Annotated in this window: 13 protein-coding genes and 1 pseudogene; 5 read left to right on the top strand and 9 right to left on the bottom strand. The window is 65.6% G+C overall.

Going from position 1 to position 26,149, the window contains the following annotated elements:
* Positions 1-449: 449 nt before the first annotated feature.
* Positions 450-2,345: a DEAD/DEAH box helicase family protein gene (locus ACOCEP_RS28250; protein ID WP_482332080.1), complete on the bottom strand. Its 1,896-nt coding sequence runs from the start codon at positions 2,343-2,345 to the stop codon at positions 450-452.
* Between the two features lie 569 nt (positions 2,346-2,914).
* On the opposite strand from ACOCEP_RS28250, the pseudogene wzm reads away from it, so the two are divergent.
* Positions 2,915-3,864: pseudogene (gene wzm / locus ACOCEP_RS28245) on the top strand (galactan export ABC transporter permease subunit Wzm/RfbD).
* Between the two features lie 835 nt (positions 3,865-4,699).
* Here wzm and ACOCEP_RS28240 read toward each other — a convergent pair.
* From ACOCEP_RS28240 to ACOCEP_RS28230, 3 genes are all read right to left on the bottom strand, one after another.
* Positions 4,700-5,557 (bottom strand): hypothetical protein, encoded by an 858-nt coding sequence (locus tag ACOCEP_RS28240; RefSeq protein ID WP_482332079.1) that lies wholly within the window; start codon positions 5,555-5,557, stop codon positions 4,700-4,702.
* Positions 5,554-10,767 (bottom strand): caspase family protein, encoded by a 5,214-nt coding sequence (locus ACOCEP_RS28235; RefSeq protein WP_482332078.1) that lies wholly within the window; start codon positions 10,765-10,767, stop codon positions 5,554-5,556. The genes ACOCEP_RS28240 and ACOCEP_RS28235 overlap by 4 nt, the downstream gene beginning before the upstream one ends.
* 172 nt (positions 10,768-10,939) lie before the next feature.
* Positions 10,940-11,416 (bottom strand): hypothetical protein, encoded by a 477-nt coding sequence (locus ACOCEP_RS28230; protein WP_482332077.1) that lies wholly within the window; start codon positions 11,414-11,416, stop codon positions 10,940-10,942.
* A gap of 951 nt (positions 11,417-12,367) precedes the next feature.
* Here ACOCEP_RS28230 and ACOCEP_RS28225 point away from each other — a divergent pair.
* The 3 genes from ACOCEP_RS28225 (at position 12,368) to ACOCEP_RS28215 (ending at position 14,622) form a co-directional block, all read left to right on the top strand.
* A complete protein-coding gene (locus tag ACOCEP_RS28225) occupies positions 12,368-13,528 on the top strand; it encodes a NucA/NucB deoxyribonuclease domain-containing protein (protein ID WP_482332076.1) in 1,161 nt (386 codons plus the stop codon).
* A gap of 79 nt (positions 13,529-13,607) precedes the next feature.
* Positions 13,608-14,135, top strand: a complete 528-nt coding sequence (locus ACOCEP_RS28220) for a hypothetical protein (protein ID WP_482332074.1) — start codon at positions 13,608-13,610, stop codon at positions 14,133-14,135.
* 160 nt (positions 14,136-14,295) lie between these two features.
* Complete coding sequence (locus tag ACOCEP_RS28215) at positions 14,296-14,622, top strand: YrhB domain-containing protein (protein ID WP_482332073.1); 327 nt, start codon at positions 14,296-14,298, stop codon at positions 14,620-14,622.
* Between the two features lie 500 nt (positions 14,623-15,122).
* Here ACOCEP_RS28215 and ACOCEP_RS28210 read toward each other — a convergent pair whose 3' ends face one another.
* The 5 genes from ACOCEP_RS28210 to ACOCEP_RS28190 form a co-directional block, all read right to left on the bottom strand.
* Entirely contained in the window at positions 15,123-15,812 is a 690-nt protein-coding gene (locus ACOCEP_RS28210) for an SMI1/KNR4 family protein (RefSeq protein WP_482332072.1), read from the bottom strand.
* On the bottom strand, positions 15,731-16,237 hold the full coding sequence (locus ACOCEP_RS28205) for an SMI1/KNR4 family protein (RefSeq protein WP_482332071.1): 507 nt from the start codon (positions 16,235-16,237) through the stop codon (positions 15,731-15,733). Before ACOCEP_RS28205 ends, ACOCEP_RS28210 begins: the two co-directional genes overlap by 82 nt.
* Positions 16,238-16,591: 354 nt before the next feature.
* On the bottom strand, positions 16,592-17,146 hold the full coding sequence (locus tag ACOCEP_RS28200; protein ID WP_482332069.1) for an SMI1/KNR4 family protein: 555 nt from the start codon (positions 17,144-17,146) through the stop codon (positions 16,592-16,594).
* A 52-nt stretch (positions 17,147-17,198) separates the two neighbouring features.
* Entirely contained in the window at positions 17,199-21,491 is a 4,293-nt protein-coding gene (locus ACOCEP_RS28195; protein ID WP_482332068.1) for a DNA/RNA non-specific endonuclease, read from the bottom strand.
* Positions 21,492-21,645: 154 nt separating this feature from the next.
* Entirely contained in the window at positions 21,646-22,305 is a 660-nt protein-coding gene (locus ACOCEP_RS28190; protein WP_482332067.1) for a hypothetical protein, read from the bottom strand.
* Between the two features lie 774 nt (positions 22,306-23,079).
* Between ACOCEP_RS28190 and ACOCEP_RS28185 the strand changes: the two genes are divergently transcribed.
* Positions 23,080-26,016, top strand: coding sequence for an RICIN domain-containing protein (locus tag ACOCEP_RS28185; RefSeq protein ID WP_482332066.1), 2,937 nt, complete (start codon positions 23,080-23,082; stop codon positions 26,014-26,016).
* Positions 26,017-26,149: the final 133 nt, after the last annotated feature.

Genomic DNA, 26,149 nt, shown 5'->3' with positions numbered 1-26,149 from the left:
ACATCTTCTAGCAGCCGCCCCCACGGCCCGACCGCTACTCCCGCGATCACTACACGAGCGTAACCGGCCGAGCGGCCAGCGTAGTCGAAATCGCGGATCCGTGTCTCGTTGTTCCGGTCACTCTGCAGCGATCATCAGCAGATCGACGCGCCCTTCCACTGAGGTCTAACTTCGCGCCGACCTGCTCGCATGCAGCTTCGCGATGCCAAGATCCTTCATCGAACTCGCCTCGGCGCACCTCCGCCCGGTCGGCTACCCTCGGGCCGCCGAGCTGAACATCTGTTCGACGTGTGGCATGGTGTCCTTGGACCCGGCGCACCCCTCCCCCTTTGTGCGCCGGGCCCGCCATCTCCGGCGACGTACCGCAGAGATCCCAGTCCACCTCGCCACTCCCGACGCGCAGGCGATACCGACTGCGCGCACAGCCAAGCGCTATCGAACGTTGGGTTTCAGCCGAAGGGTGGTCCGTCCCGTCGTGAGCGGCCGAGCAAGCCGACCGCGATCCTGCGGAGTCGGCCGCTCTGTTCCGGTTGTGGCGGCGGTGTCTGGAACGCCCGGTAGTGCTGTTTGGTGACGCACAGGACGACGGCGTGCATGAACCTCTCGCGGTCTGGGACTTGCACTTCCCAGCGTTCGTCTGTGCGCGTGTTCCACAGCACACCCGTTTGGTGGCCGCTCATGACGAGGTAGAGCGCTAGCTGGAGGAACATGGCGCGATCGAGTTCGGAGACGAACTTGAGCTCGAAGACCTTGTCGTCGTGCACGGCGTCGGCGACACCTACGAACGTGATCGGTGTCGCCGCCGACGATGTCGCAGCCGTGCCTGAGAGGTCCATGGGTACCTGTGCCGCGCAGTCGCGGGGAAGCTGTGTCGCCAGTCGTCTGGTCAGTGCGTCGCGAACCTCGCCGCTGACTTTCCGGGTGACCTGTTCCGCGTAGCGCATCTGGTCTGTGTCGACGGCGGTCAGCACCAGTGAGTTGTGCCAAGGGTCGTCGGTCAGTTTGCCGCGCAGCTGCTTCGCGATCGGTTTGGGGTTCAGTATCACCTCGAGCGTGGGGTTGTGCCTGTCGAAGAACACAGCTTCTTGGTAGTGCCCCACCACGGGAGAGAGGTCGATCAGCCCGTCGACGCGGTCGATGTTGATCTCCTCGCCCGTGCCGTCGTCGAGTCGTCGCCTGTCGAGGAGGTCGACGCAGGCCTGGAGGTTCTCCGCGTAGGTGAAGTCGAAGCAGTCCGATGCCATCATCGGTTTGTCATATTTGGGTTGTTCGGCGGCCAGCAGTTTCGTGAACCGCTGCACGGGGATGAAGCCGATGCTTTTGGGTTGCCGCTGAGCATGTTTTGATCGCACGAAGACGACTTCGTGCTTTCCGCGGGAGGCCGCGACCAGGAACACGTTGCGCATCACCGTTGTGTCCACGTTCGGGAAGCTGCAGCGCATGTCCCACATGTCCTCGTCGTAGTCGAACACCACGCTCGCCGGTCGCTCCAGCCCCTTGCTGGAGTCGAACGTTGTGAACACCGCGGTGTCGTCGTTGTAGGTCACCGAGGTGTCGCCGTCGCGGATGGAAGCGTAGACGGTTTCCTTGTTGAAGACCTCACCATGATCGCGTTCCAGGTGATTCAGCGCCTCGGCCATCTGGCCGTTGCGTCTGCCCAGGCAGAGAAGCTCACCGGGGTTCTTCGCCTTCATTAGGTCGAGTGCCTCGTCGTAGGAGACGTACCTGATCGTCTGCCCGGGGTTGACGCCCACCACCGGTTTGTTCCACGCCTCGCTGAGCAACGTGCCAAGTTCCCGGCCTGCCCGGAAAGACCGCGTGAACGGCATCAACTCGGCCTGCCGGGTGATTTCCCTGGTGAACCGCTGGACGTCCAGCGTCGTATTCGAGTGCACCTTCTGCGCCAGGTCACCGACAAGCACGGTCTGCATGGACGGGTTCAGTGACTTGATGTTGCGCAGCAGCTGCGCGTATTCCTCGTTGATGTCCTGGTACTCATCGACCACGAGCAGGTCGAATCTGGGGAACTGGGCCGAGAGGCTGGTAAAGGCTGCGTTGAACCGTCGAATGGATTCATCAACACCGCATTTGATGCCCGCCTTGAGCAGGGAGGGATATACGATGCCGTGGTAGTTCTGCACTTTCGCGTGTTTCACCCGGCGTTGCGCATCAGCCTTCAACAGCTTGCTGTAGGTCAGATACAGCACCCGCCGTTCCCGACCCACTTCAGTGCACAGCGCCTGAATCGCCGTGGTCTTGCCCGATCCCACGGTCGCATCGACGATCACATCCTGCCCTGACCGCACCGCGTCGATCATCCGCCGCTGCTCGCCGCTCAACGACACAGGCGACACCGAGGCATTACGACCACGACTTCCGCGCCGGCCCCGTGTTCTGTTCGGACTCGTGGCGGCGGCAAAATTCGGGTTGGCCGCTAGTTGCCTCCTCAGCACCGCCTCAGCATCAGCGCGTAACGCCGGGCGCTACAACCATGCTGGCCGAGAACCCAAGCAGCAAGACCGCAATAGCCTTCTTGAGCACGTAATCCCTCCCGATACGTAACTACAAATTCGCATCTACTTCTTCGATCGCGGAGATAGGAGAGGTTCCCAAAATAGACTCGCAAGATCTAGCAACTGATATCCAAATCCCCAGAGCCCCAGACTCTTCACATTGATCATCCCCTCAAATCAACCTAGCCATACTGTTGTTCGACCACCAGGGCCGAACGGGGTGATCGACTTACCGATCCTCCCACCTGGATTCGGAGGCATATTTCTGATTCCATTGCTTGATTCCGAGCAGGTACACTTGCCAGACTGCGAAATTCGATGCGGTATCCAGCGAGTATCCGGAATCCGTTCCTTCGCCTGAGCCGCCCGCGGCCGAAGATCACTGCTTGTACGCTTGCAGCGTGGACGACACAAGTACCGCTCAAAGCACCCCTGTTCTATCGGCAGTCTCGGACAGCAAGGCGTTCGCGCGTGCCTTCGCGGACCTCGGTACCGGGTTCCGCTCCCGTGAGCTGTGGGGCCATCTCGGCTGGCAGGACATCAAACAGCGGTACCGTCGCTCGGTGATCGGGCCCTTCTGGATCACCATCAGCCAAGCGGTTATCGCACTCGGACTCGGACTGCTGTACTCGCAACTGTTCGCCACCCCGGTCGAGGTCTTCCTGCCCTACATCAGCACCGGTTTCATCCTGTGGGCTTCATCAGCGGTTGTCTCTCCGAAGGCATGGAGACCTTCATCGCGAATGAGGGGATGATCAAGCAACTCCCGGCGCCGCTGAGTGTGTACATGCTGCGCACGGTGTGGCGGCAGACGCTCCTGCTCGCGCACAACATGATCGTCTACGTCGTCGTTCTCGCCCTCTTCTTCACCGCGCTGGACGGCCCATACTCCCTGACGAAGGGCCCGGTCACCCCGTCGTTCGACGCCTGCCATGACGCGTTCTGTCATCCCGGACTCGGCTGGCCTACGCTGCTGGCCATACCGGGATTCCTGCTCCTCGCGGTGAACGCCGGCTGGGTGACCCTGCTGCTGGGGATCGTCTCGACCAGATTCCGAGACCTCCCACAGGTGATCAACTCGCTGATCCAGCTGCTGTTCTACGCCACGCCGATCGTGTGGCCAGTGGACCAGCTGATGGCGGGCGGCGCCAGGGCGAACGTGTCGTGGGCACTGCCCTACATCAACGCGAACCCCCTGTATCACTTCATCCAGGTAGTACGCGCCCCGCTGCTCGGGCAAGCCTTCACAGCAGAGAACTGGATCGTCGTCGGTGCCGTCACCGTCATCGGCTGGACACTCGCGCTGGTCGCGATGCGGAACTACCGCGCCCGCGTCCCTTACTGGGTTTGATCGTTGAGTCGAGGTCCTTATCCACCGTCAGGTCCGCTCCGGGCGCAACCGCACCGGACCCCCAAGGCACAGAGCGAGTGCGAACACATTGCCGAACCCGAAGAGGAACGTCGGCTCGACCGTGGCCCCACCATCTTGCTCGCGACTGACACAAGCGGATCGCGCCGATCCTGACCTCCATCCCACACCACCCGGCAGAGCAGCCCTCCAAAGGCGGTTGGACCAAGCGACAGAACCCGGTATCCGCGAGCCCGAGACGCGCCCGAGAGGTCTGAAACAGTCCGACACCAGGCGACACATCCCGACACAGCGGATGCCTCGCGACCAGACGAAAAGGTCTTGTCCGGCATTACTCGACAACGTCCGACACGCCCAGGTGCCGACTCTTAACCAGCTGGTTGCCGACGATCCAGACATGCCGCCAGCTCTGTCAGACGCCCGGTGCACGCGTCGGCGCTGGATGCACTCGCGAGAGTTACCAGGCTGACGACCCGCCAAGCGCGCCATCGTCGCCCATCAACGGATCATGACAACCCGGCCCGTCGACTGCCCGGCCGGTGCTTCGTGCACGGCTACGTGGACCGACGGCCACCAGCCGAACTTAACGGTCCGCGACACGGGCTCGGCCAACTGTCGGGTTGGACGACGTCGTACACGTTCGCTGGCACCGATCAGGTCCTCGGTTCGTCGACTGCGTGCCCCATCCAGACGGGCCGCCACGTACGGATCGCGAACGAGATTCACAACGCCGCGCCGGCTCACAGAGCGAGCACGACGCGAGGCGCGGTGGGGAGCAGCGCGGCGCACGAACCCGAACGCCGGGGTCCATGTTGCGCTATGGGCCATCGCCGGCGAGTCCCTGGAGCACGGCGAGACCGGTTTGTTCGGCAGTCAGATAAGGACGGATATCGTGGGCCTTGGCACCGTTGTGGACCAGGACGTCCCGGACCTCCGGCCCGAATAACGGAGCCAGGGTCTTGGTTAAAGCCACGATATCGCCGTCGTCCGCAATATTCGTCCAGCAGCGGATTCCAGCTGGCCAGCGGCCACGGCCCTCCGTTGGGCGAGGAAGGAGCCGGTCGAAGATCAGGTTGGGCACGCCGAGCGGCGAGCCGAGCGTCACGAACGTGCTCACCCCTTGGTCCGGCATCGCACACAGCGCCTCGTACGCGACGACGGAACCCAAAGAGTGGCCCACAATGACCCGAGTCTCGGCCGTCATCGCGGCGAGGACCCGACGCTGGATCCGCTCCCGGATTCCCGCGTCCGCGAAATAGGCGTGGGTCTGCTTGAGGTTTCCGATCAATGCACGTTTGGCCAATCCGCCGAAGAACACCGATCCGCTGAGGGAGTGAAGGGCCCGTTGCGCCCATTGAGGCGTGCGCCCTCGCGTGCCCGAGGATGAATTCTCCACTCCTCGCTCCGTTCGCGCAGCTTCGTGCCACCAAGCACGCAGAAGGTCCCGCTCGAGCGGGTCGTCCAGATCGGTCACGTCGTAGTCCGGGATGCCGAGGCCACGGGACCCTGCGGGCCGGAATAGATCGCCGTAGAAGGCGACTGCCACGTCGGCGACTTCCAGCCGTCCGCCGGCGAGCGCGACTCCGTCGCAGAGCGCGGGAGCGCAGGCGGCTCGCAGCGACCCGGGGCCTCGGTACTGCTGGGCGATGCCATGGACCAGAAGCACCTTGCTCATGCGCCGGCCTCCCTGACCCAGTCACTGAGGTGCATGGCGACGATGCCCATGCTCGTCGACACGCAGATGCCTCCTTCCGGAAGCACCACGACGTCGGTTGGGGTCACGTTGAGCTGCACATTGGCGACTGTCTGTTCGCTGGCCTGGCTCCAGACGCGGAGAGTCCCGTCGCCTCCACCGACGACGAGGACGGAATGACCATGCATCTCCGTGGCCGCGAGACAGCTTACCCACTTGTCCATTCGCGGCACCTTCGTGCTGACTTCCCGAGCGTCGGCGGGATTCCACGCTCGGATGACGCCGTCGTGATCGCCTGTGAACACGAGAGCCTGGTCACCTCGGACGCCGAGCACCGCGGCATGCACGGAGCCTTCATGCCCGGCGAGTGGCGGCCCGAGTGGTTCGAGTGTGTCCAGATTCCACAATCGCGCTGTCGAGTCCAAGCTCGCGGTCAGCAAGATCGGGAGGCCTGCAAGATCGGCCGCGACCACCGAGTTGATCCGTCCGGTGTGACCGGTCAGTTCGGCCAGGAGCGAATGCGAGTGCAGGTCCCATACCTGCAGATCGGCGCCAGCCGCGGTAGCGACGACGGCCCGCCCGTCACGTCTCGCCGTGGCCAGGATCCTCGACTCGTCGAAGACCACTCTCGGAGGCTGGTGTCGTGACCACTTGCCTCTTTCCCGGCGCTCCGCCAGATCCCAGATCCTGGCCGTCCCGTCCACCATGCCCGCGGTGACCGCGACCGGACCGTCGGAGTCGATGAACCCTACGCCACCGACGTAGCGGTCATGTCCGCTGAACACCGGATCGATCACCGCACCGGAGCGGACATCCCGGATCCGCAAAGTGCCGTCATCCCCGACTGAGAACAAGGCCGTCCGGCCGTCCACCGTCCCGACCGTCAAGGCGAATGTGTCGTTGTCCGCGCCATGCAGCGCATCGCCTATCTGGCGGAAGCTGCCCAGCGACCAGAGCCGAACTTGCTCCAAGCCACAGGAGATGACGACGGTGTCCGTGTCGAGCGAAGCGGCACCGACAGCTCTCAGCCGGAAACTGTCACCGGGAAGCGGGGGTCCCAGCTGACGACATTCGTGCAGGTCCCAGACTCGGATCTCGGCCTCGGAGCTGCCGGTGACGGCGATCGGCTTGCCGTCTCGCTCGGCGAACGCCGCGTGGCCGATCCGATTCGTGTGCCCGATCATCTCCTGGCCGACCTTCTGACCGGCACCGAGGTCCCACAGCATCAGGCTGTTGTCATTTCCCGCGAACAATGCGATCGCCTTGGCGTCGAGAGAGCCGACAGCGATCACGCCCCACCGCTCAACGGTCGGCTGCACGATCGAGATCTTCCTGCGTTCGGCGAGGTCCCACACCGTCGCATGGCCTTCGATGGTCGCCGCGATCACGGCGGCGCGGCCGTCCACCTCCGTGAACGCGAGCAGGTCGACGTTCGCGTTGTGTCCCGAAAGGGGCTCGCACAGCAGTGTGCCGTTCCGGGGATCCCACAGCCGGACCGTGCCGTCCTCACTCCCTGTCGCGAGCACCGGCTCGCCACCCACCCGGGCCAGGAGGATCGCCCGAACCGGACCCGTGTGCCCGACGAGCGGTGGCCCGACCGCCCGCCTCGTCCGGAGGTCCCAGATCCGGACGATGGCGTCTTCGTCACCGGTGGCGGCGACCGGTATACCGGCGCTCTCCCCCAGCGCCACGGCGCCCACGGTGGCCCGGTGCCCCGACAGAGGTGGCCCGTCCTGCCGTCCGCCGGAGTCGAGGTTCCAGACCACGGCGGCGGTGTCCTCACCTCCGGTCAAGGCGAGGTTGCGTCCGTTCACCCGGCCGAGGGTCAGGCTGGCTACCGCGCCGGTGTGGCCGATTAGCGGCTGATCCGCGGTGAGGTCCCAGATGCGAGCGGTCCGGTCCGCTCCGCCCGTGATCGCGATGGGCCGGCGGTCGACGGCGCCGAGCACGACGGCGTCGATGTAATTGTCGTGCCCTGCGAGTGGTTGTCCGAGTTGCTGCCGCGAAGCGAGATTCCAGACCCGGCACGAATCGTAGACACAGCTGATGGCAATCGGGATCCTGTCCAGGACACCTGCGGTCAGTGATCTGACCGCCATGTGCGGATGCGCGATGAGCGGCTCCCCGACCTGCTGGCGACTGCCCAGGTCCCACAGGCCTATCGTTCCATCACCGCTGCCGGTCACCACGGCCGTGCGGCCGTCCAGAATGGTCAGGGCGACGGCGGTGACGGCCCTCCGGTGACCGATCAGCGGCTCGCCGAGTTGCCGCTGGCTTTCGACGTCCCAGACCCTCACCCGGCGGTCGTCGCCTGCGGTGAGCGCGATCCGCTTCCCATCGAGCTCGGTCCAAGTGACGGCGTTGACGGGTCGGCTGTGCTCCGCGAACGGATCGCCGATCTGCCGACCCGTGTCCAGGTCCCACACCCGGGCAGTTCCGTCTTTGCTTGCGCTGACGGCGATGGTCCGGTTCCCGCTGGCGCCGAAGACCACCGAAGTGATCTCGTTCGTGTGCCCGCGGAGCGGCTCGCCGAGTGGCCGCCCGGACGAGATGTCCCAGATGCGGAGCCGGCCGTCGTCCCCGCCGGTCAGCGCGACCGAGTACTCGCCGAGCTCGCCGACCGCCAACGCCGTGACCGATCTGCTGCCGTGCGGCAACGGCTCCCCGACGGACCGTTGGGTGATGAGGTCCCAGATCCGGGCGGTGCCGTCGTCCCCGCCCGTCAGCACGACCGGCCGCCCGTCCAGCTCTCCGGCGGCCAGTGCGCGGATGCCGCGCTCGTGGCCGACAAGCTGACGGTGCACGCCAGTAGGAGACCACCACGCCCAGCGCGTCCGCCACGGCATCGGCAGCGCGAGCCGGTCGATGCCCTCGGCCAACTGGATCGCGCCGCAGCGGCGCGCCGAGAGCTGGAGGTAGGCAGCGCATTCTCCGACTGACAAGGTGCCGCCCAGCTGGTGGGCCGCCTGCTCATAGGAGTTCCTCGCTTGCTGCGCTGGCGAAGAGATGACTTGGGGGAACGCCCGCAGCAGGGCCAATTGCTCCGCAACCAGCAGGTAACTGGGGTCGTGCACGAGTTCGTCGAGCCTGCCAGCCGCCGCGGCGGCGTGAGTCGCCAGATGAGCGCGCAAGTACTGGTGCGCGGAGAACCAGTCCGGCCGCCCGTCGGCGTTCCGGGAAACGGTGGCGAGCAGAGCACTGACGACACGGTCTTGAGCGATTGCCACTCCCGCTCGGTAGACCGCGCGAAGGTGTTCGGCCAACGCCTGGTGGTAGAGCCGGTACACCGACCTGCCCTGGTCGGTCACCTCCGCGACGTACGCGGCGGCCTTGTCCAGGAGCCAGTCGATGTCATCGTCGCCGAAGGACCGCCGCCACAGTGCCTCCGCAGTGGCGGTCCACAGCAGCCCCCGCGGGAGCCCCTGTCCTTCGGCGAACGCCAGCGGTGTGAGCAGTGCCCGGACCCGGACTTCCTCCGGACCGAACCTCGACAAGTAGTCCTCGAACGCCTCACCGATCTCACTCGGCAGATCTTCTTCCCAGTTCGGCCGGCTGACGTCCATGACGTCGTCACCCGAGCGGAGACCGCGTGCCGTCATACGAGCCACGAGGAAGACGCCCGCCGCCCGGCCAGCCACCGCGTCGCCCACCTTCCGAGCCAGCTCGAAGCGTCCGCGGTAAGGCGTCGTCACCTCGGGTTCATTATCCGCCAAAAGCAGCTTAGCCACGTACTCGGCGATGTCGTCCTCGCCCAGATAGCCTTCGTTGTCCAGGTTCAGCACCTGGAACGAGGCACCTAGACTACTCACGAGCTCCGCGCGCGTACCGACGAGCAGTCGCACGCCCGGTATCTCCGACATCGGCCGCAGCAGTTCGCGAGCGATCCTCCGCGGCTCGCCCTTTCCGCCCGCGTCCGCGGCCGTGCCGGAGCCGGCTTCGTCCAGCGCGTCCACCACGATCACCAGCGGACCGGCGTCCCGCGCGCGGAGGCTGATCTCCCGCAGCAACTGCCCAGGGCCGTCCACCTCTGCGCCGATCGCGGAGGCGATCTGCTGGACGATCTCCGGGAGGAGCTTGTGGCGCGAATGCACCGCCGCCTGGACTATTCCCGGCGGCACCTGCGTTCCGGCGGGATCCGTTTCGTACAGCAAGCTTCGTCGGTACGCGGGATCGGACATGGCAACGATCCGCCCTACTACGGCGGATTTCCCGCATCCGGGGGTGCCGGTGACAACCCGCCCCTTGCCGTCCGGGCTGTCAGCCACGAGCCAGGCTACGAGTTGCTCGAGGACCCGTCGCCGACCGTGGAAATACAGGCCCGGCTCGGAGTCGAACTCCACGCCACGCGCCCGGGGGCCGAAGTGGTCGTGGAGGTCCCGCTTGGCGAGCAGCCGCTGCAACTCCAGGTCGGTGTCCTCAGCGGGAAGGTTGTGGCGGAACCCCACGTTGTCGAGAAAGGGCGCGAGCCCGGTGACCATCCCGGCCGCGAGTTCGGCCCGTTGCCGCAAGCCGAGCTTCCGGAACCGTTGGTTTACCGAATCGACGACGTCGATCAGATCCAGAAAACGCTGCCGCTGCCCGGTTCGCTCACGAACTTCGTGCAGGGCGGGAAGCAAGGACTCCATGAAGCTGCCGTCGCCGGCTTCATCTTTGGCTCGCGCGGACGACAACAACCAGACCCCACCCGAACCGTCATTGTTGAGCTGCCTGGAGATCGTCCGGAGAACCAGCTGGGCACCGTCGGCCGCGCCGGTCCCGCCATAGCAGGTGTCTAGGACTACGAGCAGATTCCGCAGCCCGGTCCGGATCAGGATCCGGACCAGGTCCTCGGTGGCCAGGGCGGTCGCCGCCGGATCGTCGTCACTGCTGTCCCAACACATGAGGTAGTGGCGGTCGCGATCGGCGACCAATCCGTGACCGGCGAAGTAGAACACGACCACGTCGTCAGCGCCCAGCGAGGCGTCCTTCGACCACCCGCTCAACGACGAACGCACGTGCTCCGCGGTCCAGTAGTTCCCCATCCCCCGAAGCGCGCGTTCGTACCCGAATGTCGCCAAGAGGTCCGCGAAGCATTCGGCGTCGCTCGACGACCTCGTCAACTGCTCGTCAGGAGGTAGCTCCTTGTGCCGGTTCACGGCCATGCTGACGAAGTAGCGCCTTCCCCGTACCGGTTCGGCAGCGCTACCGGCCATGGACACCCTCCCATTCCCGACCTTTGGAAGGCACCAGTCAACATGACGAGGGCCCGGATTCAAAGGGGAAGCCGCTCCAGGTCGCTCGACTAGATCAAGCTAGTCAGAACGACGATGCGTACTGTGGTGTAAATACAACGCCGAATAGGTCGTTATACGTTGGGGACACGACCTAGCGCTTCGCCGAGGTTCCGTTGCACATCGTGTAGAAGACGGCCTCAGCGAACGCCCTTTGCGCCGTCGGGGCCGTTGCCCACTCCGGGGTGTGCTTGACGATGTCCGGGATCCTCCGTCCGTCCCGCGTGCCTTCCTTCGCCCCGTAGAACGGGCACACATACGGCGCCGCGTCCCGGCCGGCGTTGAGCGCGGCGAACGACGCTGGGTACTTCACCTGGTGATCGTCGAGGTAGATCAGGAACCCACGCACGTCCGGGTCGGCGACTATGAGCGGCGGCACGACGCCCTGATCGTTCGAGACGACCTGAACACTCGGCGCCGTGAACTCCGGTGCAGAATTCGCGGTGGCTGACGCGATCTCGGATGGCGCCGGTGACGGCGTGAAGATCTGGATCCCGCCGACGATCGCCGCCGCGAGTACCACCACGGCGGCTCCCACGATGGTCGCCGTGCCCACGCGTCCTTGCGCCATTCTCACTCCCCCATCGTCGCTCTCTGTGGTCCATGTCGCCTCAGCGGACTGGCCCGTTACTCGAGGACAGGCGGCAACAGATGGGCACGATCGGGCGCGTGCCGACCGATCACGATCCCACCTGGCTGGCGCCCGCCTCGTACCACGACACATGCGCTACTGCTGGGCGTCGGCAAGCGGTCCGGTGGCCTCGACAAGGTCGAACCACCGCGAAGACCTAGGAGCGACCGCCCGGCGATCGGTCGGGTGTGGTCGATGCCCAGGTCGGCGAACGGCTCGAAAACCCGACAGGACAGCACTGCAGATTCCTGTTTCCCAACGAGAGCAGAATAGGGAATCCGCATTTCCCCGCACAACGACCCTGCCGGGCATGCAAAACCTTGACAGCACAACTTCGCGATTGGTAGACAAGTCACGGTGATTCTCGCATCGAGGGGGTTGACGATACACTATTAGTTCGAATTGTCCGAACTGCGTATTCGGCATGAGCACGGCTGTTGCGGGAATCGTAGCGCGGATCGCCCGTATACCTATATTCACTCGGCTCGCTTCGAACCATCCAGCGCAAGGAGGCTTGGGGCGGCACGACCACGCAGCACGGCGACAGCCGTCCACGCATGGCGCCTGTTGAAGTTGCGGACCGCGCGAGGGGCGCAGATGACCGTGACTAGGCAACCCCTGAAGTATGTTGCGTCGCTAGCGTGACACATTCACAGACGAATCCGCACTTTTATACGTGTGGTCATGAATACGAGCCAAGCGGTCGACTGCTCGACCGGTCCGGCGCATTGCACCCTAAGACTAGCTTAATCCGATCCACGAACACAGTTCAAGCGCTGACGCCGCCAGCGTTTTACCACATCGACCAGAAGGGACATTCGTGTGACTAAACAATATCGGTCACGAAGATTCTTCTCGCTGATCGCAGCGATATCGGTAATCGGAGCCGTCTTGAGCGGCACTACGGCAGCCGCTGACACTACCGGCGCGAGGACGAGCTCCGGCGAGGTACGGCAGAGTGCGAGTCAGGCGGCGCCGGAGTGTGCGAACCTGCAGATCGGCACCGGCCGGCGTGGGACTGTGGCCTGTCTGACGAGTCCCGAGAGTCTTCCCGATCAGACGCGGCGGAGGGAGGCGTTACAGCGGCAGTTGGTCGCGCCTGCCGCGGTGGTGTGTACCGCGAAGGATCAGTTGTTCTTCAACCGGACGGAGTCCTGTCTGTTCGAGGAGGTCGCCTACAAGCTCATCGACCTGCAGACCGGCAAAGAGGCCGGCTTCGGGGACATGGCTGTCCGGTCCCTAGTGACCCTGGACGTGCGGACCAGGACGTGGACGCAGCGGATCAACGCGACCGTGATGATCGCGGAAGGCGCCGCCAAACTGGGAACCGTCGCCTACGCGACCGCGACGTGCTCGAGCGGGTGCACCACCACAGCGTCGGCGACCAAGAGTCTGCCGTTCAACGTCGCTGTGGACTTCGACTACCAGGTCACGTCGGCAGGCTCCAACCTGGAACAGCTGAAGGTACTGCCTGTCTTTACCTTCCAATCCGTGTCTCCTTCGATTGGCGGGCCGTTGCGTGAGGAGATCGGCACTGCCGTCGACGTGCGCTGCGACAGCACCCCGAACGTCGGGCCCAACACCGGCGGATGCGTGTATGCCCAGTTCACCCCGACCTACGACGTGTCCACCCTCAACAACGACACCGCCCAGGTGGCCTGGCACATCCAGTGGGCACAACGCAACCTCGCCGGCAAGTGGGGAAGGAAAGGATTCGGGCCCGAGCTCACGCGCACCATGGACAGCGCGTTGATCACTGCTAACCGGAACGCCGCCTGCCCGGCGAGCATTCCGCGCCCGGTCGGGAAATCGTGCGACGAGTACCCGTTCGCCAGCACCTACCAGGGAGGTTCGCTCAACCCGGATCACTCCTGCTACATGGTGCCCGCGACCCAGAACAGCCTCGAGGGCAGCCGCTACCGCCGCCCCTGGTACACCGCCAACCGTGTGCTGGACAAGGACAAGTTCTGGGTGAACGTGGTCCTGCCCGCCGGGATCACCGACCAGGAGATCGCCGAGAAGACCCGGGCGTTCGTGAAGTGTCCGGGATAACCTAACTATCCAGTTCGATGGGGTGGGGCCGCACCGCGGTCTCACCCCAGTCACGTTCCCGCACAAGGAATAGAGACCGATGCCTGCCACGATGCTCGATCGCACTACCGGCACCCTGACCATCGAGGACAACACTTTCTCCCTCGGAGACCGCAACGATCCGCAGAGCCCGCTCTACCACGTCGGCGCCCTGCCCTCCCCACGAGTCACAGGACTTCTCGCCACAGCCCCGGGGTTTGTCGCGGTCACGTGCGGCGTCCACCTCGGCGGCATCACCGTCACCACCGAGACCTGGGACGGGCCGCCGGAGCCCGACCTCGAAACCTGGGAGGACGTGGCCGAAGTCTCGGTCACCTGGCCTGCCAGACCGATCGCGGCCTACGGGACGGACGCCGACGGCGCCGTCGACATCCCCATCGCACTGCCCCCAGCCCCTGACGGCAACTACCGCGTACGGGACTCGGTGCGCCACCGCGATGCCGGCGAAGACCGCGGCCCTGACGACCCGCAGGAGCACCACCTGATCCAAATCTGGCCGGCAACTCCGCGCCAGGACGAACTCCTGAAAGCCACCGACAACACCGGCGCACTCTGGCGCGCCCACTAGCCCCACAGGAAGCAGGACAGCACAACATGCGCGCCATCCCGGTGTCGTCACGACGAGGACGACTTCGGGGAGGTGAACCATTTGTCTCCCGGCGTCGAAACGCACCCTGCTTGCCCAGCTCCTCGTGCTACCCGCGCGCAGTGTCCTCTAGCCTGGTGTCGTGGTGCCCAAGGAATGGGCTGTCGAGATCGTAGAGCGGCATGTGTCCGGGTGGGCGGTGCACGGACCAGACATGGTGATCATAAAAGTCAGCCCGCACCGGCTTGGCTGGGCGGTGCATAGCCAGAGCGAGCGCTACCTGCGCTCCGGTGAGATCACGGACGCAGTGGTGGGCCACGGACCGTTCCTCGTCGATGCGGTGGACGGCAGTCTCCACGAACTGTACGCGACCGCTGATCTCGAGCAGGGCGAGTGGATCGCGGAGTACCTCGAGCAAGTCCGCGGGATCGAGCGTCACGTCCGCTGCGGATACGGATCATCGAGCTGACCGACCGCGGTCATCGGTTCGACGCGCTCCGGCTCGCGCGAGCATCCGCCCCTGACCTCAGCGCGCTAGAAGCCAGAGATTACGGCGAGGCTGTCGCAGCCCGCATGTCAGCACCCGAGCACATTCGCACACGCTTGCCTCGAACGCGGACCGGCCGAAGGGTGTGTTGGCGTCTATCTGGGCCAAATCCCGAGCCAGGAACGTATACCCCGCACGGTTAGACGACGCTCACGTCGGGCACACGAATAATCAGACCCGAGGAACACCAGTGGTGAATACGGGCGTGACGGTCCGAGCAGGGCGAACGAGTGATCGGCCCGCGACCAGGAATGTGTCCTCTCGCGGGTTCGCGCACAACGCGAGACGCTCAGTACGGCCTAGCGGAGCGTTCAGGGGATCGGCTGTCGTTACACCGTTGCTCTGGCGCACTGCGGTCGTCGATGCCCTCTTGCAGCGGTAGAAGCACGGAAGACCTTTCGGAGGCGCACAACTGCGGGTGGTTACAAGGTCAACGGGTTGAATGAACGTTCATACCGTGCCATGTTCCAGCCAAGAATGTTCCGCTTTCCTTGGCTTTTCGCGAGTTCGAGCATCACTGTGGTCATCGACCGTTTCGTCCGTGTCCAAGCGTCAGGACTGTGTCGACTCAGGTAAACGACGTGCCACTTGCCAGGGTCAGGTGCCCAGGGAAGCCAGAAGAACGTGCCACCCGCGCCGTCGGAGGCAAACGGCACGACTCCGCCGGGCTCCGGAAACGGCAGATAAGTGTCATATTCATATTCCCAGGCTGTCTTCACCTTGGCTACGTCCTGGTCGAAGTCAGCCTGAAAGGCATCCAGGTAGTCGCCACCCTGTATCGGGTTGATGAACCTGACCGTGTTACGGAACACTCCCGTCGGGAACCGTTCCATGAATTCTTTGTAATCTGCGGGCAGAGGCGTTTTCAGACGCCTCTCGACGACATTCCAGCCCACTCCGGGGGTAACAGATCCGGTCCAATCAAGCGCGACAGCGATAGCATTCACCGAACGGCGCGTGGCAGTCTCAGAAATTCTGAGCTCCTTCAGCTGGAGTAAGGGCTGTATTCCACTGGCAGGGCTGTGAAGTCCTAACGGAGTAGGTTGTCCTGGCCTGTGTTGGTGAGGATCTCGTAGAGGAGCTGGGTGACCGGGCCGGGGTGCTCGCGCCATTGGTCCGCGCTCTGGTCGTGGTAGGCGATCTTCCAATGGTCGGGGTTGCTGGGTTTGGTGAGCCAGCAGAAGGTGCCGCCTTGACCATCGGCTCCCCACGGCAGCAGGCCCCCGGGTTCGGGGTAGAGGGTGTAGTCGACCTTGTCGAGGTACTCGAGGTCCTCGTCGCCGAGGATCTCGAGGAGTTCATCGAGTGCGCGCTTGTACTTCGTCCAGGCCTTGTCGTTTGCGACTGGGCTGTCGATCTCGATCCGCCTGAATACCCCGCCCGGGAATCGTGTCAGCAGTTCCTTGTAGTCCGACGGCAACGCGATGCCCAGATCCTGCTCGACGTTCGTCCAGGACCTCTCGGGCGCGAACTGCCGCTGCCAGCCCAGCAGGGCGGCGATCTCATCGACGCGGGACAGGGTTTCGGAGTGGGTCATCGACTTTCCTGGTTGGTCGAGGTAACTAGCCCGCCGGCGTGGGTCGACTTCGAACTGGTCGCGTTCTCCCTCGAAGTGTTATGGATTCAGCGGAGCAGGTGAACCCGTTGGGCTGCCGCGTGCCGCTTGAGCGTCCGCTACGGTGACCGCAGCCTTGCGATCGGCTGCACCATGGACGCTGACATCCGCCACTGGCCGCAGCGGCGGCAGCGCGGACTGCCACCGCTGTGTCCGCTGAGCCTTGCTACCCGGTCCGCGTGCGCATTGTTGTGGAAGTACCTCGCGTCAGATATAGCAGCCGATCCCGGCAATCATCCGCCTTCTCTCGACGACTGGATTTCAACCTGCCCACACTTACAGCACTGGCGATGGAACGTATTCCAAGGGAAGCCTCCGAAAGTCCCAGCCGAGGATGTTGTCCTCGCCCTTATTTGTCAGGATTTCATAGAGAAGCTTTGCAACAGGACCCGGGTGTTCACTCCACTCGTCCGCCCCTTGCGAGTAGTAGGCGATCTTCCAGGTGTCAGGATCGGCCGTTTCGGTGATCCAGCAGAACGTTCCACCTTGACCGTCACCACCCCAGGGAAGGAGTCCGCCCGGTTCAGGGAAGAGACGATAATTAACCTTGTCGAGATACTCAAGATCCTCGTCGCCTAGGATCCCTAGAAGCTGGTCAAGGTTGTCTTTGTACTCAGTCCACGCCTGTTCATTGGCGACCGGGCTGTAAATAGTGATCCTGCGAAATACGCCACCGGGAAAGCGAGTCAGGAGTTCTTTGTAGTCGACAGGTAGCGCTGTACCGAGTTCACTTTCCACTTCGGCCCATTGTTTCTGTGGAGCAAACTCACGTCGCCAGTCGAGAAGGTCCGCGATTTTGTCGACAAGCGAGGGTGTTTGAGCGTGGGTCACGACTCTCTCCAGAAGGGACAAGGAACCGCAAGGGGCGGACTGAGTGAGGGTATCAGCATCGGATCTTGGTGGCGTTTCCGTTGGGGATGTTCTCGATCTCCGCAGCGCAGGTAAACCCGTTGGATCCTACCGCGTCGATGAAGATCCATTGTGGCATGGCGGCCGTCGGGGCAGGGTACTGGACCCATACCCTATAGAGGACGGACACGCCAGGGTTGCGGTCAAGGACTCGAGCGACCGCGTTCTCGATGATCTTGACATCTGACTGATTCACGATTTGGTACTGGGTCACGATGTTGTCCACCAAGTTGGAGCCATGCAGTCGCGCCGCGACCAGGTGTCCCCTATGTACTGGCACGCCGTTCAATTTGCCGTCGAGGGGATGACCTGCAGGTGTGGCACGATCGCCCTTCTCGACGGTCGTGCGGGTCGCGCAGACGATGCCGCCGGTGGCTCGTTGGGCGGGGGTTCCCATCCAGGTGAAGGGTTCCATGGGGAAGTTCTGTGGCACGTTGGCCTGCGTCCGTCCCTGGAAGCACTCGTCGAGGTCGGTCTTGCTGGCGACGTGCGTCAGGCGACGTCCGGGGCTCGGGGCGACTTGCGGCTGCTTGTTGTGCTCGTCCATCTCCGCCTTGATGCGTTTCTCCCGGTCGAGGACGTTGCACGTTCCCTGGGTGTGGGCGGGTGCGGCGGTGGTGAGGCTGGTTGCGCCGCGGCAGTTGCGGAGCTGGCGGATGACGTCGCGCAGGTTGTTGGCGATCCGCCGGCCGGCGACTTTGAGGTCTTTGAAGGTGCGGATGCCTTTGACGATGCGGACGACGGCGGAGACGGCATCGGGGATCTTGCTGAGCACGGAGGCGATCTTGAGGATGGGCAGGGCGTTGATGACGGTCATGACGCAGGAGATGAAGTCGCCTTCGGTGAAGCAGCGTTTGGCGTCGTTGTAGCCGATGATGTCGAGGATGATCTGCCCGCCTTCTTGGGCGATGAAGTCCAGCAGCGGCTTGTTCGCATCAGCGCGGGCGCGGTTGTACTCGTCGACCCCGGCCTGTCCCTGCTCGGCGCGCAGGAGCTCGATGTCCTCGGCGGTCAGCTCGGGGATGTCCGTGTCATCACCAAGCGCTTGTTCGACCTCTTCGCGTTGCCGCCGTTCGTTCTCCAGGCGCAGCTGTTCCTGCAACTCGGCGAGTTGCTTCTGGATGTCGTTGGAGATGGCGGCCACGTTGCCGGCCCGGGCTTCGGTGTCTTTGGCGTAGTTCTCGGCGTTGGTAGCTGCCTCGTCGGCGTTTCGGGCGTGTTCCGCGGCTCGGTCCGCGGAGGCACGGGCCGCGTCAGCATCACGCTGGGCCTGTGCGGCGGCTTGGTGGGCGGCCGCGGCGTCCTTTTCCGCGCGGGTGGCCGCGGCGCTCGCCTCGTTCGCCGCGCGGGTGGCGGAGTCGGCGGCTGCGCGGGCGGCGCGGGCGTCGGCTTCTGCTTGGTCGGCGAGGCGTCCGGCGAGTGCGGCGTCGGCGGCGGCCTGGTTCGCCGCGGCTCGGGCGGCTTGGGCGTCGGCTTGGGCGCCGGCGTCGACGACGGCGGCGTCCGCCGCGGCCTTGCGGGCGGCGGCTCCGTGGATGGCGGCGTCGGCCGCTGACTGTTGCGCCGCTGCGGCGGAGCGGCCGGCAGCGGCGGCGGAGCTGGCTGCCTGGGCTGCTGCCTGGTAGGCGGGTGCGACGTCGGCGGCGGCGTTGCGTGCGGCGTCGGCTGCCCTCTGGGCTTGGGCGGCGGCGTCCACGGCGGCGGCCTGGGCGGTCTTGACTTGGGTGTCCCCGACGTCTTTGGCGCGGTTGGCGACCACGATGATGAAGTCGGCGTCGATGTCCGCGTCGGTGAAGGGACTGACGATCGAAATGGCCTGATCGGCGGGCGCTGCGATGCCCGACGCGGACTGCACCGACGCGGTCGCGGCGCGGGCGGCGATGCCGGCTTGAGTGGCGGCGGTGGCTGCCTCGACACCGGCGGCGTTCGCTTCAGCCCGGGTGCGGTGGGCCGCGTCCAGGGTGATGGCTGCTTCCACAGCGGCTTGCTGCGCGAGGTTCGCGGCGTTGCGCGCGTTCTCCGCTGCTCGGGCCTCGGCCGCGGTCGCTTCCTCGGCGGAGGCGCGGGCGCGCAGGGCTTCGGCGTGGACGGCGGCAGCTTCTCGTTCGGCGCGGGTCGCGGCCTCGTTGGCGCGGGCCGCGGCGGCCTGGGCCTCGTTCGCGGCGGTGCGGGCCTTCTCGGCGGCGACTTCGGCTTCGCGGGCGGCGGCTCGTGCCTCGGCGGCGGCCGCTTGCGCGGCGTCGGCGTGGGCGCGGGCCCGGCCGGCGGCGGCGTCGGCTTCGATCGCGGCGCCGCGCGCCCGGCCCGCCGCCGCTTGAGCGTCATCCGCGTGGCCACGGGCGATCCGCGCGGCGTCCTTGGCCTTGTTGGCGTCGGCTCGCGCCGCATGAGCCGCGGCCCATGCCTTGTCCTTGTCCGCCTGCACGACCTCGGTGGATTGCTGCAGCCGCTGCGCCAGGGCTTCCAGGCCGGTGGCCTTCTTGTCCGTGGTGTCCGCGGACTGGGCGATCGCCGCGGCCTCGTCCCGTGCCCGGAACGCGTTGGCTTCCTCGTTACGGGCACTGGTGTTGGCGTCCTGGGCGATCTTTTCCTGGGCGCGGGCGTCACGGGCGGCGTCGGCGGCGATCTGTTCCTGGGCTTGGGCGTCGCCGCGTTTCCCCGCCGCGATCCTCTGCTGGGCTTCGGCGTCCAGGCGTTTCTGGTGGGCGATGGCCGCGTCGCGCTGGGCGGCGTCGCGGTGCTGGGCAGCCTGGAGTTGTTTGGCTTCGGCTTCCTGTCGTTTCGCGGCGGCCTGCTGGCGCCAGTGCTCGGCCTCTTGTCGTTTCGCGGCGGCGACGTCGCGTTCGCGTTCGGCGTCCACACGGGCTTGTTTGACGTTCGCGGCGTGAACGCGGGCGTTGCGGAGCGCGGTTTCGGCGTCGACCCGGGCCTGGCGTGCCTGTTCGGCGGCCTCGGCGGCCGCGGTGGCCTGCTCTCTGGCTGCCTGTGCGAGCTGGGCGGCCGCGGCGGCGTGGGATTCGGCGTTGAGCCGCCACTGCCGAGCGTTCTCCTCGTGCGCCCTGGCCTTCTCGGCGGCGTCGGTGGCCGCCGCGTCGGCGGAGATCGCGTCGATGGCGTGGGCGGCGGTCTCGGCGGCGTGTTTCGCCGCATCCGCCGCGGCGGCCATGCCTTCCACGACCTTCGCCCATTGCGTGCCGTGCGGCATCCCGTTCTGCAGCAGGATGTCGACCTGGGTCTTCGCACCCGCGGCTGCGGATTGCGCGGCCCGGGCGTCGGTGACGGCGCGGCTGACCTCGCGGGCGACGTCGTCTTTCGCGCGCTGATACAGCTCCGGGTGGTAGGTGTGCCCGGCCTGATCCGAGGCGAGCAGCCGGGCGGTTTCGCGGGAGATGTTCGCCGCGGAGGTCATGTCGTTTGCGGTGCGCTCGAGGGCTTTGACACCGTCGGCGTGCGCGGCGAGCAGGTTTGTCCGGGCGCGCATCGCCCGCGCGGTCCGCTGCGCCAGATCCGATGCCGCTACCGCGTCCTTGCGTTTCTGTTCCAGCTCGGCCAGATACAGCTCCCGCGCGTCGGCATCACGCCGTGCCGCGGCCAGGTATCCCGTCTTGAGGAAGTCCGCGATCGCGGCGTCCCCAGCGGCGAGCGCTGCCTTCGCCGCCGCGGACACCTCGGGGGTGCCGCGGTCGGCGGCGACCTGGACGTGCATCCGCCTTCGGTTCTTCAGTTCGTTGTCATAGGCGCCCTCGCGGCGATCCTGTTCGGCGGCGATGTCGCGGCCGAAGGCCAGGAAGTCGGCCCGGTCGTAGGCGTTGCCGGCCAGCGCGCGGGCGACGGCGGCGTTGAACACGGGGCCGCCGGTGCCGGCGAGTGGTTCGATCAAGGCACGGTTGTTGGCGTCGGCGTCGGCTTTGCGTTTCCTCGCCGCCGCCTTGGCGTCCTGCTGGCCGTGGTCGAAGAACGCGGGGATCGCGGTCGCGTCGCCGGCTTCGGTCTTGCGCAGGGTGTCCCGGGCGGCTGCGCGGACTTCCTCGTCCTCGTCGAACGCGGCGATGTCGGCCAGCAAGTCCAGCTGCAGCTGCCGCAGTAGCGCTTCCTGTTCCGGATCGCCTTCCGGTCCGGATGCCGGCGGTGCGATATCGCCCGGCGCGGCGGGACTGGCGGACACCTGCCACTCGCTATGACGGGCGCCTGGCGCAGAGAGGGCGGCGACCGAGCTGCCCGGTCCTGCTCCCCCGGCCACCAGGGCGGCGGCCAGGGTCACCACCACGGTTCGCCGGCACCACCGGTTGGCCAGGATCCCTTGTCTCGCGCGGCGCATCCGTCTCGGCATTCGCACAACACACCCCACCCTCGAAGAACGATCTGTGTCAGAACACCTGGCTCACGGTCGGGTCGTGGCCAGGCGGAACGCACCTGCCGGGTCAGGGGCGGGTGGTCATCCGGTCATAGCCCTGCTGAGCCTGATCGCGGGCTTCTGCCCACCGTCCGGCCTCGTCGCCGGCGAACGTCGTTTCCGTCGTCCAGCCGCCGCGCTGTTTCTCCGCGCCCGTCACGATCGCCGCCCAGACCGGGTCGGTTTCCGCGGCCGCGCGGTCTTTCACCGTCTGCCAGTACCGGGCCTGCTCGAGACAGAGCTGCCGCTCGGCCTCCCACGCCTGCCGTGCTTCCTCGGCCTTCTCCCGCGTGGTGGCCCAGGCCCGGGCGGCGACCAGACGGGCCTGCTCCGCCGCGGCCTCACCCGCGTTGAGGGCCTCGAGCTCGGCCGCCTCGGCCTCTGCCACCAGCCGCGGGATCACCGCGTGATACTGGATCCCCGCGTCCTGCGTGCGGAGCCGGAAGATCTCCACGTCCAGCGCGGCCGCCGCCATCCACCCGGTGGCGAAGAACTCCCGGACATCGGTGTCCGTGCTTCCCGGACGCAGAGCATGCTGTGCGGCCAGCCGGACCTGCTCACCAGGATCGGAGACGCTCAGCAGGCGGACGAAGTCCCGCTCCTCCGCAGCGATCACCTGCCGATGCTGCTCGTCGGACTCCCGGGCGGCGGTGTCGAGCGCTTTCGCTTCGGCGAAACCGGTCCGCACGAAACGATCCCGGTCAGCGTCACTACCCTGGGAGGCCTGTTTCGCGGCGGCATGGACCCTCGGGGAGTACGTGGCCGTATACGTCGCTAATACTCGCTGCACGAAATCTCGATTGCGCGCGGAATTCTGCTGAGCACGCTCCCGAGCCTCACGGAATCCGGATATTACGAATCGCTGGAGCGCGGTTTCCCCTTCGTCCGACCATATTGCCTGCCACGCCGAGGCTCGAACCAGCGTTTCCCCGTGATAGAGAGCGATCTGGCGCACCATCGGATACCACGGCGACTGCTCGATCCCCGCGACCCGCACCTGCTCCTCGCGGCCGCCTGCGGCAGAAGCCGTGCCAGCAAAGGAAAGCGTGACTATCAACCCGAGCGTGAGCGCCCTGCACACGGCAGAAATCTTCCCCACAACCCCACTCCCCCCAGTAGCTACGTGATCACGCAGCCGGGAAACTATGGCACACCGCCGAGACATCCAACCCGCCAAACGTGATGTCCATCACTCTAATTCATGGGCGTTGATCACGTCTGCGTTTCGGTTACCCCGGACTGTTGACCACATTTAGCCACGGACGCTAGTTCTCACAGGCTCGCGTTCGCGAACCGGCATCCAGAAAATGCGGTTCCCGTTGAGCGGTAATACGCCATTTGATTGCTCATCGTGCCATCAAGAGGGGGAATTCTCGTGAGACATTCGGCCAGACCGGCGGCGGTATCCCGCCCGCCCAGACAACGCACGGGAAAGACGACCGCGGTCCTCACCGCAGCCGTTATGGCGGTCAGCCTGCTCGCCGCGGCACCAGCAGCGGCGAACCCGGACCGGCTCGCGACGGCGGCCGCGGCTCAGCGGGCCACGTTGGCTCAGTCGACGGAAGCAGAGAAAGCCAAGGCCGCGGCCATCCTCGGCATCGTCGCCGGCCCGGAACTGCTAATCCTCACCGACCGCAACTTCACCGCCGCCATGTACTACGCCGCCGACGACCTAGACAAACAGAAGCCACTCGAGCCAGAACACCAGAAGGTCAAGGACGCCGCCATCGCCGCGCTCGGCGAGAGCGACGACGCCTGCACCACGTTCATCAAGACCGGCATGGCCGCGGCCAACGTCCAGGATCAGGCCATCGTGGCCGAACGCCGCGCCCGGCAGGAAGAGGAACGCACCGCCAAAGCCAAAGCCGCCGCCCTGCTCGGCATCCCGGCCGACAACACCGCCCTGGCGAAGTCGGTCTATGAGTTCATCGTCTACCTCGACCTCAACGCCGACAACCACAAGGACACCGCGGTCAAGGAAGCAGCCCGAGCCGCCCTCCGCGGCACAGCCGAAGCACAGTGGACCTTCCTTACCGTCGGGATCTTCGACGAGCACAGCAAGGATGTCCAGCGGCTGGTCCGCGAAGACGAAGCCAAGTCGGAGGCGGAGAAAGCGGCCGAGCTCGCCCGCGAAGCCAAGGCCAACGCCGCCTGGCACGCCCTCGGTATCCGCGGCGACACCGCCCTGATCAACCTCAGCGACCAGGACTTCGTCATCGAGATCTGGAGCCGCGCACCACGCGACACCGAGGTGCACGGAGCCGCCGAAGCAGCTGTCCGCAGCCGCAACCCCGCTGACTGGAAAGCCTTCATCGACCGCGGCGCCAAAGAAGCACACCTACGCGACATCGACAACGCACTTCGCGAACGCGACGAGGAATACGTCCGCCAGATCACCGAGATCCGGACCCGCGCTGCGAAAAGCCGCGTCCATCCCGCACTCGTCACCGCCGCCGACACCGCCTTGGCCGGCTCACCGATCGACAGAGAACGGTTCCTCCGCGAGGGCCAGTCTCAGCACCTGACCCAGTCCCTACGCACGCTGACCTGGCTGAACGGTGACATGTACCTGACCGACAGCGGCGGCGGCCGGGTAACCCTCACTCACTGGCAACCGGGCAACCACCCAGAAGTGGTCTGGAAGATCGAACCCGGGCTCAGCGACCCCACCTGTTTCTCGATCCAGTCGGTCACCCATCCCAACAACTACATCCGTTGGAACAGCGCCCCTTCACACCCGTCTTCGGACCACCTCACCGTGTCACCCACCGACGGAACACCCGAGTTCAAAACCGCAGCGACCTGGTGTCTGGACCCCACGACACCTGTTTTCAAGTCCAAAGCGGCACCGCACCACTCCCTGCACGTAGACGGCTCGCGGGACGACTACATAGACATCGACACGCCGCTGCCCCCCACCCCCTTCGACGTGGCGCTCTCCGATTGGCCCGAACTTCGGGACAAGCTTGGCAAGCCCGTCGGCGACCCCGTCCTTGACGCCAACCACCTCGGCTATCGCCCCTACGAGAAGGGCCGCCTCTACCGCACCCGCAGTGGCAGCGGCGTGTACGAGTCCTACGGGATCAGTGCCGTCTACAACGGGCCGATACTCGACAAGCTCCTCGCCATGGGTGGCCCCAACGCCATCCCCGGCATCATGACCTCCCAGACCACGACCAAAGACGGCCAGGGCCAGGAACTCGAGTTCCTCTATGCCCTAGGCGGCGAGGACACCCTCTACATCCTCTGGAGCCCGGCCAGTGGCGCCCACGAGGTGCACGGGGGGATCGGCGTCACCTGGAGTCAAACCGGTGGCTTGACCGGACCGTTGGGCTACCCCACCACAGACGAGACCGGGTTCGGTAACGGCACCGGCTACTACAACCGGTTCACCGGCGGATCGGTCTACTGGATGCCCAACGTCGGCGGTCTTACTGTCACCGGTGACTTCCACATCCGTCACAAAGCTCTCGGCTACGAAACGGGGCCCATGGGACACCCCCTTGAGAACGAACGCCAGGCAACGCTCGCCGGCGCGGGCGTCCCGAGCGTCCAGCGCCAGCGCTTCTCCACCGGCGCGCTCTATCGCTCCCAGGCCAACGGCGTCCTGGCCGTCCACGGCGAGATATACAAGAAGTACGCCGAACTCGGGTACGAATCCGGCATCCTCGGTCTGCCCACCTCCGAAGTGCTCACCACCTCTGACGGGGTCGGCAGGTATGTCAACTTCAGCAACGGCACCGCCATCTACTGGCACCCTGCCACCGGCGCCCACGCCATCTACGGCAACATCCGCGCCCGCTGGAACGCCCTCGGAGCCGAGAAGTCCTACCTCGGCTACCCCACCACCGACGAACTCCCACTGCCCAAGGGCCGCCGCAACGTCTTCCAGAATGGACGGATCGACTGGAGCAACGAGAGCGGCAGCACCATCGACTACAAGACCGTCACCATGACACCCGGTTCGATCGAGCTTAAGAACGCCAATGGCGGACGGTGCATCCAGGTCGCCGGTGTCGGCCAGGACGCACTACGAGACAGCGCCGGCACCGAACTCTGGGACTGTGTCGCCGGCGCCAAGCAGGTCTGGAAACTCATCCCGTTGGGCGACAACAAATACAACCTCAAGAACCAGAACTCCGGCAAATGCCTCGACCTTGCCCCCAATTACAACAACGGAACCTCGATCACCCAATACACCTGCCACAACGGCGTCAACCAGCAATGGGAATTCACCACCGCCGCCAGCGGCACCTTCGCCCTGCGCAGTGTCTACTCCGCCAAGGTCGCCGAAGCCCTCGGTAACGGTACCGCCAACGCGACACCCGTAGGCCAGTGGGCCGACCTCGGCAACCCCAACCAACGCTGGACCAGCATCCAGATCAACACCACCCCGTAACACCACTACGGTGCTGGCTCCACGACTGTGGAGCCAGCACCCGCCCCCCTGCCGATGCCGAATCGCAGTCGAGCCCCGTTCCCGGCTGGCGCTGATCAGACACGCCACGATGCTGCTCCAGCCGGTACGGGTT

This window comes from Amycolatopsis sp. CA-211722, assembly GCF_056828465.1.
The sequence above is the reverse complement of the archived record's forward strand: the minus strand, read 5'-3'. Positions and strand labels throughout refer to the sequence as shown.